This window comes from Pseudoalteromonas sp. RW-H-Ap-1 (assembly GCF_048318575.1).
In the GTDB taxonomy this organism is placed as follows: Bacteria; Pseudomonadota; Gammaproteobacteria; order Enterobacterales; family Alteromonadaceae; genus Pseudoalteromonas.
This window is the reverse complement of the sequence record NZ_CP166997.1, coordinates 365050-378104: the sequence shown is the minus strand read 5'-3', so window position 1 is coordinate 378104 and position 13055 is coordinate 365050. Positions and strand designations below refer to the sequence as shown.

8 protein-coding genes are annotated in these 13055 nt (G+C 41.3%); 2 read left to right on the top strand and 6 right to left on the bottom strand.

Annotated elements, in window-relative coordinates:
* Positions 1 to 82 precede the first annotated feature (82 nt).
* A complete protein-coding gene (locus AB8618_RS18125; RefSeq protein WP_409425605.1) occupies positions 83 to 2773 on the bottom strand; it encodes a family 20 glycosylhydrolase in 2691 nt (896 codons plus the stop codon).
* Between the two features lie 466 nt (positions 2774 to 3239).
* Here AB8618_RS18125 and AB8618_RS18120 point away from each other — a divergent pair, with 466 nt between their 5' ends.
* Positions 3240 to 4256, top strand: a complete 1017-nt coding sequence (locus AB8618_RS18120) for a LacI family DNA-binding transcriptional regulator (protein ID WP_409425604.1) — start codon at positions 3240 to 3242, stop codon at positions 4254 to 4256.
* A 205-nt stretch (positions 4257 to 4461) separates the two neighbouring features.
* On the opposite strand, the gene eat is transcribed toward AB8618_RS18120, so the two are convergent.
* The 3 genes from eat to AB8618_RS18105 are packed head-to-tail and all read right to left on the bottom strand — an operon-like array spanning position 4462 to position 8193.
* The gene (eat, locus tag AB8618_RS18115; RefSeq protein WP_413403489.1) at positions 4462 to 5874 is read right to left on the bottom strand and encodes an ethanolamine permease; all 1413 of its coding nucleotides are present in this window, start codon (positions 5872 to 5874) and stop codon (positions 4462 to 4464) included.
* Between the two features lie 43 nt (positions 5875 to 5917).
* Entirely contained in the window at positions 5918 to 6790 is an 873-nt protein-coding gene (gene eutC, locus AB8618_RS18110) for an ethanolamine ammonia-lyase subunit EutC (protein ID WP_413403487.1), read from the bottom strand.
* Positions 6787 to 8193: an ethanolamine ammonia-lyase subunit EutB gene (locus AB8618_RS18105; RefSeq protein WP_413403485.1), complete on the bottom strand. Its 1407-nt coding sequence runs from the start codon at positions 8191 to 8193 to the stop codon at positions 6787 to 6789. The genes eutC and AB8618_RS18105 overlap by 4 nt, the downstream gene beginning before the upstream one ends.
* A gap of 220 nt (positions 8194 to 8413) precedes the next feature.
* Between AB8618_RS18105 and AB8618_RS18100 the strand changes: the two genes are divergently transcribed.
* A complete protein-coding gene (locus AB8618_RS18100; RefSeq protein WP_409426112.1) occupies positions 8414 to 9397 on the top strand; it encodes a helix-turn-helix domain-containing protein in 984 nt (327 codons plus the stop codon).
* Positions 9398 to 9743: 346 nt separating this feature from the next.
* Here AB8618_RS18100 and arfA read toward each other — a convergent pair whose 3' ends face one another.
* Together arfA and AB8618_RS18090 are read right to left on the bottom strand one after the other, a co-directional pair.
* Positions 9744 to 9944: an alternative ribosome rescue factor ArfA gene (arfA, locus tag AB8618_RS18095; protein WP_413403483.1), complete on the bottom strand. Its 201-nt coding sequence runs from the start codon at positions 9942 to 9944 to the stop codon at positions 9744 to 9746.
* Between the two features lie 187 nt (positions 9945 to 10131).
* Positions 10132 to 12660: a TonB-dependent receptor plug domain-containing protein gene (locus tag AB8618_RS18090; RefSeq protein WP_413403481.1), complete on the bottom strand. Its 2529-nt coding sequence runs from the start codon at positions 12658 to 12660 to the stop codon at positions 10132 to 10134.
* Positions 12661 to 13055 lie beyond the last annotated feature (395 nt).

Here is a 13055-nt window from a genome sequence, read left to right as displayed (position 1 = left end):
GCACAAATGACAGCGTTGTCATTATTTTATTTACAAATAAATAACTTCTTTAATCGTCATTAATTTGATGGAAAAACGCACCTTAACGGTGCGTTACTTTAAGCTTTCTACTAACACGACTAGTTGATGGAGTCTTAGAGCGAACCCATACATCTTGTGTTACTTTGACCGGTTTTGTGTAGGTTTGCCATTGCTCAGATCCTTGTTTGTATTCAATCACTAAACCAGGGTAAGCAATATTGGCGAACAGCATCCCGTTATCAATTTTAGCCCCTGCATTTGCAAGGCGATAATGCACATCTGCACGTTCTAACTTGGCAAATTCTTTTAGTCCCATGGTGGCAGCAAACGTTTGCCATTGTTCATCGCGCTGCTGCTTTAATTCAGGGCTAAAGCGATTTGTTTGTTGGCTATAAACAAAGCCATTATGATCATACGGTACCGCCCAATCCGCTTTATGCCATGCACGCTGGGCCAGAGATAATAACCGTGGGAACAGCTTATATTCAGCCATATTATTGGTACGCGTATTTTCGCTCCATAACTGCCCTTGAATACCCACAAAACGTTTGTCTTTTGCTAAAGGCGCGGATACCACATTGCCTTGCTCATCATGCTGTAATGTGTCATCAGCTACATAAGGCTTATCTTCTCGATCGAGCCAAAATTCAGCATGAATAGGCAAATTATCTGGCATAAACTGAAATATCTTTTCAGTATTTATATGCCTTGAAGCCCAGTAATAACCATGCTCTTGTGGGTCTGCTTCATACGGAAAGTCAAAATACAGTACATCTGGCGACGAAAGCACTGCTTGCCAATTTCTATTAGCAAATTCATGTGCACGCTGATGGCCATTCCACATTAATAAATCCCAAACATTACCTTGCACAATCTCTGGCATATTCTCTGGGTTAGTGTGCGATAAACCATCGCTCCATGCTGCGGTTTCAATATCCATATCAGCCAACATGTTGGCAATACGTTCAATAAAATAGCTGCCCAGCTGACCTGCTTCGGTAATTTCTAACTTATTTTGTTTAATAAAATCGGCACAAGCAGGTGAATCAACCCATGCTCCTGCAGTTTCATCTGCGCCTATGTGATAACGAGTTAGCGGATGTTGTGCCTCACTATGAATACTTTTTACTTGCTCCATTACCTCACGGATAAACGCATAGGATGAGTCTAAACACACATTGATAGTATTATCGTTATAGTGTTGTACCGACGAATAGAGCGTTTTATCAAGCGGGTCATAGAGTAAAAACTGTTCGGCTTTTTGTTTATCGCCTTGTTTTATGTACTTATTATAACGCGCTTGCATGGCTTTAATTGCAGCGCGAGAATGCCCTGGCATGTCAAGCGATGGGATCACTTGAATGTGGCGCGCACTCGCCGCTTTAAGTATTTCTTGGTAGTCAGCTACCGAATAATAGCCGTTTGCTGCACTTGAAGTATCAAGTCCTGCGCCTAATTGTGGCATTAAACATTGCTGCTCACTTTGATCAAAACAACGCTTTGCACCTACATCGGTTAGCTCAGGAAGTGATGGAATTTCTAAACGCCAGCCTTCATCATCACCTAAGTGTAAATGTAGCTTGTTAAGTTTATAAGCCGCCATTTGATCAAGTAACTTTAAAATAAAGCCCTTATCACGAAAGTTTCGCGCTACATCAACCAACACACCTCTAAACTGATAATGCGGTGCATCAACAACCTCTCCCACAGGTAATATATTACTGTTAACCTGATATAAGCTCGCTAAACTTTGCAGGGCATAAAAAACACCCGTTTCGTCAACTGCATCGATTACAACCTCATCGGCTTTAATTGCTAATTTATAACTACCATTAAGCTGATCTTTTTTAACAGTGGAATTAAGTGTTACTTTAATTGCCGCTGCATCATCGCTTATATTAATACCTAATAGTGCCAAGCGCTCAATTGCAGCTAATACACTTGATTTATCAACTTCTGCATAGTTAATATTAAGCCCTTGGCTAATATCAAGCGTTTGAGTTTGACTAAACTCGCTAACGCGTGGGGTGGGTATAATTTGCTGAGCAATGACATTACTCACTTGATTTTGCGAGGTTAAATAAGCTGAAAAGTCATACTTTTCATTTCGCTCAAATAAGCGCTCGGCTGTTAGCCACTGTGTTTTGTCGCCCGCAGTACGTTTAAACTGACGAGTGTAATCGGTATAAGGCTCTACATGTGGTAATAGCTCTAAGCCGGTCTCTGGATCAATTTTAGGCTTTGTACTTTCAATCACTTTAGCGGTGTCATTGTTATTCACCACGATATAGTTAGGAATGGCATCACTTTGCGATAATGACCAAAAATGCGCATAAAAAGTAATCGTTTTAGTCTCACCGGCTTTAAAGCCAGTAAACCCGTCTTTAAGCTCAATGACATGAATATCGCCATTAACGTGTTTAATAGTAAATTCATCGCTAACCGACTTTTGTATTGGCGTAATTTGGCTAAAGTAAATTTTCCATTGGTCAACATTAATCGCCGAGTTGGCAGTTAAATGTAAATTCGCTTTAAAACAGTGACCGTTTTCAATCTTTGGATCGCACTGTGCTGATGGGCGGTTATCAACTTGCTGATATTTTATTTGTAATGTGTTAGCAAGTAACTCCACCGCACTGTCGTTTGCAGGGCTTAATTGAACCGATACTGTATTTTGCTTATCAACTTTGCCCTGACACGCACTCAAACCTATTGCTAAGCAGCATGCTGTCAGTAATGATTTAATCTTCATTCGCTACTTTCCTCTATTGTATTAACTTAGTCACTCAAGCACCTCTTTCAAATGCTAAAATTGATCCTGCTTTTAAATCAACCACTATTCATATCTAGCAATTGCCAGCTTAGCGTGCGCCACTCATGACAACGCTGTCATTTAACTGTTAATGTATCCTTTTTTTCTTTTATAGCTACATAGGGGGCAAAAAAGATACAAAAATTTTACATGCATACGTCTTTTTTTATTTTAAACCATTGTATTTAAATTAAATTTAAATATTACTAAATTATTACCTAAAACTTTATCTACCATTCTCACAAGAAAGGCGTATAAATTAACTGTTAAAATTCAATGATGTCTTTATAATTTAGTCGTCAAATAATAAAAACCGAGTACTGTTAACCGCTTTTGCTGTAGTCGTTAACCGATAAAGATAAATTAGTATAGTACCCAAAATGATATGTAAAGGTCTATTAAGCCGATGAGAACAACAATAAACGACGTGGCAAAAGATGCCGGAGTATCAATAAAAACGGTATCAAGAGTAATAAATAACGAAACCTCGGTCCGTGACAATACCCGTGAAAAAGTCATGGCGTCGGTCGAAAAGTTGAACTTTCAGCCAAATTTAGCTGCAAGAAGTCTTGCAGGAACAAAAGCTTACAGCATAGCTTACATATACGACAACCCTAATGCGTACTACATTATCGACATGCAAAATGGTATTTTAGATGCGTGCAAAAAGCAGGGATTTGAACTACTTATTCACCCATGTGATGCCAAAGAAGCGCATATTTTTGATGAAATTACGAATATGATTAAACGCACTCGTATCGCGGGAATTTTACTCACACCGCCCTTTTCTGAAATGCCGGAGTTTGTTGAAAAGCTGACTCAATTAGACCTAAAAGTTGTGCGTATTTTATCGGGGCACAACGCGCCTGACTCATTAACACCCTGTATTATGATTGATGATAATCTCGCCTCAAAGTCAATTACTGAGCATCTAATTAATAACGGCCACACGCGCATTGGCTTTTTAGCCGGTGGCAGCGAGCATAACTCGACCAAAGAGCGCTTGGAAGGTTACAAAGCAGCGTTAACGCAATACGACATTACTATAGATCCAAGTTTAATTATTGACGGCGAATATTCATTTGAGTCGGGGGTTGAGGGCGCTAAAACACTCATTAGCCAAACAAACAGACCAACCGCTATCGTCTCATGTAATGATGAAATAGCTGCCGGTGCGTTATTTGCAGCCAGATTAATGAACATTGACATACCCAGTGAACTTTCTATAACAGGGTTTGAGGATAGCCCATTCTCGCGTCAAACATGGCCAAAACTCACCACGGCTCATCAGCCTAATAATAAAATTGCCGAAGATGCGGCCAGCTTGTTAATAGCACAAATTCGTAATGGCAATGACCGCGATATTATAAAACTATACACTCCTGAGCTCGTCGTTAGAGACTCTACCGCACGTCCTAGTTAGCTTTTATTAGGTTAACCATATAATTGACTTCTGCGCTGTAACAAACGTTCAGCGCAGTGTTGTATTAAAAACGGCCTACTTTTTGAATATACCTTCTGTATTACTGAGTTTATTTACAATAAAAAGCGCGGTAAGTTAAAACTTACCGCGCCATTACAAACTCTTCGAAGATTAAAGCCACATGAGTTATTTTGGTAAATGAAAATTACCCCTCACTTATCGCTGTATTTAAACCAGCCTCAGCATCGGCTAGCATAGCAAACTCCTCATCGGCACTTTTGGCCACTAAATGTTTAGAGCTAAAGCCAAAGTAATACGCCGCACCGACTATAAATAACACCATAGTGTATAAAAAAGCGCGGGGATCAAAGGCGTACACACCGGTCAGTGCAATCAAGGATAAGCACAATGCAATACTTGAAGTGACAATGCCGCCAGGCGTTTTATAAGGTCGAGGTAAATCAGGTTGTTTTACGCGTAACATTATATGACTCAGTGCCATTAATGCATACGATACCGTTGCCCCCACTACCGCCATAGCTAACATTAAATCGCCCTCACCACTTAGTGAGGCTAAAAAACCAAATACAGCAGGTACAATAAGCGCTCGTGCTGGCACTTTTCGCGCTGTGGTAATTGATAACGAACGCGGTAAATACCCAGCACGCGATAACGCAAAAACCAAACGGCTATAGCCGTAAATAATAGAGAAAAACGATGCAACCAATCCTGCTAACCCTAATATATTAACCACGGTAGCTAAATCGCTATTGCCCGTCGCATTTAACGCATCCACCAGCGGAACTGCACTCGCGCCCATTGCTTTTGCACCTGCTGCGCCAGGTACTAACACAACCACTAATAACGCGGTAAACAATAAAAATACCATAGCGCCAATAATACCTTTAGGTACATCGTTAGCTGGATCTTTTGCCTCTTCAGCCGCCAATGGCACGCCTTCAACCGCTAAAAACAACCACATAGCAAAAGGTAAAGCTGCCCATACCCCATACCAACCCAAAGGTAAAAATTCATTCGCACCTGCGGCATCAGTTACTGCAACATCAAATAAGTTGGTAGCGTCAAAGTTTGTAATTAAAACCACTGCCGTTGCAACAATAGCCAGTACCGCTAAACCGCTTATTACCATCATTACTTTCAGCGCTTCACCTACACCCGCTAAATGAATACCTACAAACACCAAATAAAATAGTGCATAAACCCATGGGCCATTAAACCCCGTTAACGCCTCCACTGCAGATCCAATAAATATCACAATGGCAGCCGGTGCTAACGCATATTCAATTAACACCGCAAGGCCAGTTAAATAACCACCCGTTGGCCCCATTGCTTGGCGAGCAAAGCTATAACCTCCTCCAGCAGCAGGAATAGCAGCTGACATTTCAGCCAGCGATAACACTAAGGTAAGATACATAATCGCCATTAACACTGCCGCTATCGCGAAGCCGCCCCAGCCAGCTTCTGCAATACCAAAGTTCCACCCAGCAAAGTCTCCTGAAATCACATACGATACCCCTAACCCTGCCAGCAATAACCAACCTGCAGTGCCACCTTTGAGCTGCCTTTTTGCTAAGTACTCTGAATTATTAGTAGACATAACATCCTCTTTATCGATATTTCATTTTTATTGTTAATTACCGTTATTCCGCATTTAAAAAATGACGGCTCGATTGTTGATGCTCAATCACATCATCCTGTGTCCGATCTTTTAAGTTCACTCCTGTTAGTTTTAATGTTTTAGCTTCATTTAATAAGTAAGCTGCCCGTCTTGCCGCATCAATATAGGGCAAACCGGCAGGACGGATATTAGATATACAATTACGCAGCGAATCATTAAGTCCTGTTTTAGGCTCCCAGGTTAAATAAAGCCCCAAGCTATCTGGTGAGCTAAGCCCCGGGCGTTCACCAATGAGCACCATTACAATTTGGGCATTTAATAGCTCACCAATATCATCACCAATGGCTACTCGCCCTTGTTCAACTAAGGTGATTGGTGCAAGAGTAAGTGAAATATTAACGCTCAACTGTGAAAGTAATTCAGTTATAAAAGGAGCTGCATTTTTTTGAACCGCCAACGATGACAAACCATCAACGACCACAATGGCTAAGTCGTATTTTTCTTGAGTACTTTGCTGTTGCTCAGCAACAAAATTGAGTAATGATTGACGACTATTCTCATTTAGCTTTCGACCTAAGTCCGGTCGTTGTAAATAAGTGACTCTATCAACCGCTTGGCTGTGTAAATGCAATACACGGGCATTGGCTTTAGTAATAGCGGTTAACTTTGCTTTCATTTCATTGATATCAAGTGGAAAATTGACTGCGTCGCGTGCTTGCGCATGCGACAGTTGAAACGCCAGCATTTCAGAAGTAGGTAAACTAATACCTGCTCGACCAAGCCCTATGCGAGCATCAGTAAACTGGCGTAAGTCACGCCATGGGTTATGCACCACATTGCCATTATTTTTATGATCAGTGTTAGCCAGGTCATTTGATTTAATATCAGCAGTCATGAACGACCTCCTGCCAGCGCATTTAACGGTTTAGCAAATGCAGCGGGGAGACTGTGCGATAAAGTAACATCGCTACTGTTTTTCATAATGTTCATGTTCGTAAGCCACTTTTCAAATTCTGGCGCGGGACGAGAGCCTAGAACTCGGCGCACGTATAACGCATCATGAAATGAGGTAGTTTGGTAATTGAGCATAATGTCATCGGAGCCCGGAATCCCCATCACAAACGAGCACCCAGCTACACCAAGCAGCGTAAGTAAATTATCCATATCATTTTGGTCAGCCTCGGCATGATTGGTGTAACACACGTCACATCCCATCGGAATACCCAGTAATTTGGCACAAAAATGATCCTCAAGCCCCGCGCGGGTAATTTCTTTGCCATCAAATAAATACTCCGGGCCTATAAATCCCACCACCGTATTAACCAACAATGGATTAAATTTTCGTGCAACGGCATACGCGCGAGTTTCGCAGGTTTGCTGATCAAGCCCGTGATGCGCATTAGCCGAAAGCGAGCTGCCCTGCCCTGTTTCAAAATACATCACATTATCGCCTACCGTGCCGCGCTTTAAGCTCAGCGCAGCTTCTTGTGCCTCAGCTAAAGTATTTAAATTAAACCCAAAGCTCGAATTGGTGGCTTCTGTTCCACCAATAGACTGAAACACTAAATCAACCGGTGCCGCCGCTTCTATGCATTCAATCGTATTAGTGACATGGGTAAGCACACAGCTTTGGGTAGGAATTTCATATTTTTGAATCACCTCATCCATCAATGTCATCAACTTAATAGCCTGCGCTACATTGTCGGTTGCGGGGTTTATACCTATTACCGCATCACCATTACCGTACAGCAACCCATCTAAAATACAGGCCGCAATACCGTTAATATCATCCGTAGGATGGTTAGGTTGCAAACGAGTAGATAAATGGCCAGGTAAACCAATGGTATTTCTAAATGCACTGGTTACATGGCATTTTTTAGCAATAAGAATAAGATCCTGATTACGCATTATTTTGCTAACAGCCGCAGCCATTTCCGGGGTGATCCCTTGTCTCACACTTGCAAGTACCGAGGGAGTTGCAAAGTCACTTAATAACCAATTACGAAAATCTCCCACGGTTAAATGAGCAATCGCCATAAATGCATTAGCATCGTGATCGTCCATAATTAAGCGGGTTATTTCATCGTCTTCATAAGCAATCAGTGCCTCATTTAAAAATGTCTTCAACGGAATATCCGCTAAGGTCATTTGCGCCACCGCTCGCTCTTGCGCTGATTGAGCAATAACACCCGCTAACCTGTCACCTGAGCGATGAGGAGTGGCTTTTGCCATTACTTGCGCCAAATTTTTAAAATTATACACCTGCGTGCCCAGTGTATATCGGTACCTTTGCCCCATGATCTACTCCACATAACAACTAGTTCAAACCTTGGTACAGGTTTTGCTGACCTATAAGCTATAAATCAATTTTGTTTAGTTTCAAGAGAGCTTAATTCGTACCAAGACACTATCGAATTTTGGCAAATCATCATTTTTAGCTTTATTTCATATAGTTAACTATAGTTACTGGTGGTAACTTAATCTTAATAAAAATAAAAAAACAAAGAGTAACTCCAATATGACGCAGCAAGATTTAGCTAGCGCACCACAAAAGAGCATGGTGTATACCCAAGATATAGATGAGCAGGCTCATAACTTAACGCAGTGGCAGCAAAAATATGATCAGCTCAGTGATGGGCGATTTTTTGGATGTATTGAGAGCGTGGATTACCCTCATATTCATGCATTTGAAGAATACACAGAGCGTGCTCTTCACCAACAATGCGCAATAGCGCCGCGATCTATTTGGCTTGGGATCCCAAAGCAATCACAGCAAAGCAAAATTAATGGCTTAAATGTGGCAAGTAATCAATTTATGTGTCGAACCAGTGAGAGTAACTTTGAGCTTATTACACCTGAGCAGTTTAATATTTATGGTTTAGTAATAGACACGCAATCGTTAGAACATATGGCTCAGATACAAGGGGTATACTTAAAAAATATAACCTCTTCAGGTACTGAGCGACACACAACAAGCAACGCCATGCTAAAAAGTGCCAGGGGTATAATAAACAGTATGGTTAGCAGCAACGCTTTTGGCCTAAGTGCCGATTTACAGCAAGATATGCTTAATATGTTGGCATTACATTTACTAAACGAACAGACTCCGTGTCAACGTATCGCTCCCAGTTATAAACACCGCAAAGCGGTTGTTGATAAAGTTAAAGATTATATAAAAGCGCATCCACAAAATACGGTAACAATTACTCAATTATGCGAACTTACCTTTGTGAGCAGACGTACCTTACAATATAGTTTTGAGAGTATTTTAGGGATAAACCCACTGCGGTTTTTACGTTTAACCCGATTAAACAATGTCAGAAGAGAGCTGAAACTAGCAAAGCAAGATAAACCTATTTCTGTGATTGCTGCCAATTGGGGGTTTTGGCATGCAGGACAATTTACCAAAGACTACACGCAATTATTTGGTGAGAACCCTTCGCAAACAGTGATCAACCATGGTTCTTATTTGGCAAATTCTAAATCGATAATACATGGATAACGAGGATACGGCTTCGAGCGTCGGGCTAAGAGCAGCGGGAGGCGCTGCGCTGAAAGAATAGATTTAAGGGCTGATATGACTAGATGCTAGACTGTTTGCACAAGCTCGCTACTCGTCACTCGAAGCCCGTTGCCTTCTCATTTACTCCTCATTCACTTCTCTTTGTGCAAACATGTTTTAAGTGATTAATTCACAAAGAGATCATGAGGCGCTGCGCGGAAAGAAAAGGCTAAAGGTGCTAGGTTGTGTTCGCTGCTCGTGACTCGAAACCCGTCGCTCGAAGCCCGCCTTATTTCAGCAAACACTTAGCCAACTCGCAACAAAAGTCCTATTTGATCGGTGCTAATTAAGCCGCGATTAAATAGGACTCTTGTCCTGCATGTTTGTTGTTACGTTTAAACGAACCTTTGCCTTTTTTAGCTTTAACCACTTGCGGTTTAAATACTTTAGAAGTTACCAGTGCTGCTAATGCGTTGTGCTTTATCACTCCGCGCCCGGTGTCTACTGCGGATTTGTTAACCGCTTTTGCTTTGCTTTTTTTAGCCATTTTTTTCCTATTAGTAAAATGCGAGGGATACATATCCCACTGTGTTATTGGTGGCGATTGTAGGCTTAATTTTCAAGCATGCAATCATTTTTAATGTCTTTTTCAATGTTTTTTAAGCATAAAAAAAGCGCCGTACAAAACGGCGCCTTTGCTGGTTTAACTTAACCTAAAAACTAAAAACTAAAAACTAAAAACTAAAACTTAGTTTTGCATAGTAACTACGGCCATCAAAACCGTATGGTACTGCACGTAACGGGTATTTAAATGCCCCATTTGAAATAGCATTTAGTACTTCATCATCACCTAATTCATCCGGTGTTTCATCAAATACGTTGTCTGCTCCAACCGATAGCGAAAACATCTCATTAATTTCATAGCTTACGTTTAAATCTACGAGTACTGCCGTTTCTACGGTACTCGTCGCTTTAAATGAGCCATCTGTTGCAAGCTCAATATGGTCATTACCAAAGTACTTCACATCGGTTTCGCCAAAGTAATTGAAGCGGATCATTGAGCTGTAGGCATCACGCTCATAATCAAAGGTAAGCGTCGCACGCTCACCCGGTTGTCCGTCGGTTAAAAAGCTACTTTGAATGTCATCAAGCGCTACACTTTCTGGAATACCCGGTGCTGCATTCACACTATCAATTTTGGTTTCATTTAAGTTACCCGCAAACGTAGCTGAAAAATTACCGTCATATAAATCAGTGCGGTATGACGCAATAATATCCACACCTTGGGTGGTTGAATTCACTGAATTTGAAAAATAATTCGCTTGCACTGCACCCGTTGCTTGAAGAGCGGCAACTGCCTCAGCGCTAAATGAGACATCATCAGCCGACAACAAGCTGCCTAACGTAATACGGTCTTCAATTTCTACACGGTAAAAATCCACCGTTAATGATAAATCACGGGTCACATCGTAAACAAAACCGGCACTGTAGTTAGTTGATGTTTCAAGCTTTAAAGTATCAACGCCTAAAGCTGCAGGAAATGCAGAGCCCGTTGTCGCAGTAAACGACTGACTTAACGTGCCATCAGACCCTAAGTTAGTGGTAAAAGCAGTGTAACCACTTTGCTGTAATGATGGCGCTCTAAAGCCCGTTGATAACGCACCACGTACTGCAAAGTCATCATTAAATTCATAGCGTGTTGCCACTTTACCTATGATGTCGTCACCCGCATTCGAAAAATCTTCATAGCGAAGTGCGCCGCTCACATTCCATGCATCGCTTAACATGGTTTCTGCATCTACATATACTGCGTAGCTATCACGATCGCTTTTGTTCGAAGCTTCAGGACGAAGGCCGTTATAAGCTTGAAAACCACATTGTGCAAATTGACTCGGATCGTTCACCGATGGATATGAGGTATCCGTGTTGGCTGCTCCACACGCGTATGATGCCACCTCACCTGGTACAATTTCATAGTTTTCTTTACGGTATTCAGCGCCAATTGAAACATAAACAGGCTCACTACGACCAATATCAACAATTCCGTTTATATCTGCATTAAACGTTGTTTGATCAAATCTAAAACCACCCGAATAACCCTCTGTAGGGCCAGCATTCGCGGCTATATCGGCATCGCTTGCACCCGGGTTATTAAATAAATACTCCGCCGCGTATGACGCATTTAAAGTATTTCGTGAGGTAAAATCGTATTGATTTTCACCATAAACAGCAGAAACATCGTAGGTCCAATCAGGGTTAATTTCACCTTTAAAACCAACCGATACCGAAATATCTTGTGCTTCATTGTCGATTTGCGGTAAAAAACCATCGCTGTAAACTTGCGTTACGTTTTTAGACGCTTCATTAAAGTTACGGTAAAAGCCGTTGCCTAGTGCCGTGCGCTCAGAGTAACCACCAAATGAGTAAAGCTCTCCTTCACCCATTGGCAGGGCCATATTGTAAAATACCGAAGTGAACTCACTCTCTGCATTACCTTGTCCCCAGCGAACTTTGTCTGATAAAGTACCTGGTGCGACATTAAGTGAACCACCGGTATCTCGCTCTGCGCGGTTAGTTTTATCTGCATCACGGTACTCAAGCGATAAATTAATAAAACCGCCTTCATTACCTAATTCAAAGCCACGGTTTAAACCGGCTGAAATTGTTTCTCCATCACCTTCTGCCGTCTCACCATATTGAACGTAACCGGTGGTTAAATCTGTTGAGTCATTAAGTGATAAGTTGATAACCCCTGCAATTGCATCAGAGCCATACTGAGCCGCCGCACCATCACGTAACACTTCAACACCTTTTAAAGCAATTAGTGGAATCGCATTCATATCAGTACCGGCAGAGCCACCGCCCACAGTGCTTGTTAAACCAAAAATAGATTGATTATGGCGGCGTTTACCGTTTACTAGAACCAGCGTTTGGTCTGGTTGTAAGCCGCGTAATGTAGCAGGGCGAAATAAATCAGAGCCATCAGAAACCTGTGTTCGTGAGAAGTTAAATGACGGCGCCGTTGCCTGTAAGCTTTGCCCAAGTTCGGTAAAGCCGCCTTTGTTTAAATCATCTGCGTCAATTAAATCAATAGGTGATGATGACTCAGTGGCTGTACGGTTTGAAACTCGCGATCCTAAAACAGATATTTGTTCGATATTTTTTTCAGCTTTAGTTGGCACTACTTGTGCATTAACCATACTCGGCGCACTGAAAGCAAAAGCAACTGCTACAGCCAAGGTGTTTAAACGATATGTTGACATAATGATGACCCTGTTTTGTGTATTCTTATAATGTGTGTAGGGTATATTCGTGTATCCCCTTGCCAACATCCTAGCAACATACACAAACAAAAAGAAACAAAAAACTTGATAAAATTGGCATAAGAATGCAAATAACTTTAAAAACAGGAGAATAACACCTTTAAAAGCTCAAAATTCGCCCAAATTAGCAATTTAATATCTCACCCACAAAGGTTAATACAATGTTAAACATAAGGGTTTTCTTTATAATTATTAAAAACATCAACGTTGTATGTTTTTCATACCGCAATGAGCGTAAAGCGTACATACAATGACGTTTCATACGGTTTTTATTAGACTAAAGTAGATAATAAAAAATAAGAAAGGGAACTCAGAAGAGATTATAAATAGATGGT

Excerpts from the sequence above, each read along its gene's own strand:
- eat (WP_413403489.1), bottom strand. The coding sequence starts at position 5,874 with ATGTCTACTAATAATTCAGAGTACTTAGCAAAAAGGCAGCTCAAAGGT.
- AB8618_RS18090 (WP_413403481.1), bottom strand. The coding sequence starts at position 12,660 with ATGTCAACATATCGTTTAAACACCTTGGCTGTAGCAGTTGCTTTTGCT.
- arfA (WP_413403483.1), bottom strand. The coding sequence starts at position 9,944 with ATGGCTAAAAAAAGCAAAGCAAAAGCGGTTAACAAATCCGCAGTAGAC.
- AB8618_RS18105 (WP_413403485.1), bottom strand. The coding sequence starts at position 8,193 with ATGGGGCAAAGGTACCGATATACACTGGGCACGCAGGTGTATAATTTT.
- AB8618_RS18125 (WP_409425605.1), bottom strand. The coding sequence starts at position 2,773 with ATGAAGATTAAATCATTACTGACAGCATGCTGCTTAGCAATAGGTTTG.
- eutC (WP_413403487.1), bottom strand. The coding sequence starts at position 6,790 with ATGACTGCTGATATTAAATCAAATGACCTGGCTAACACTGATCATAAA.
- AB8618_RS18120 (WP_409425604.1), top strand. The coding sequence starts at position 3,240 with ATGAGAACAACAATAAACGACGTGGCAAAAGATGCCGGAGTATCAATA.
- AB8618_RS18100 (WP_409426112.1), top strand. The coding sequence starts at position 8,414 with ATGACGCAGCAAGATTTAGCTAGCGCACCACAAAAGAGCATGGTGTAT.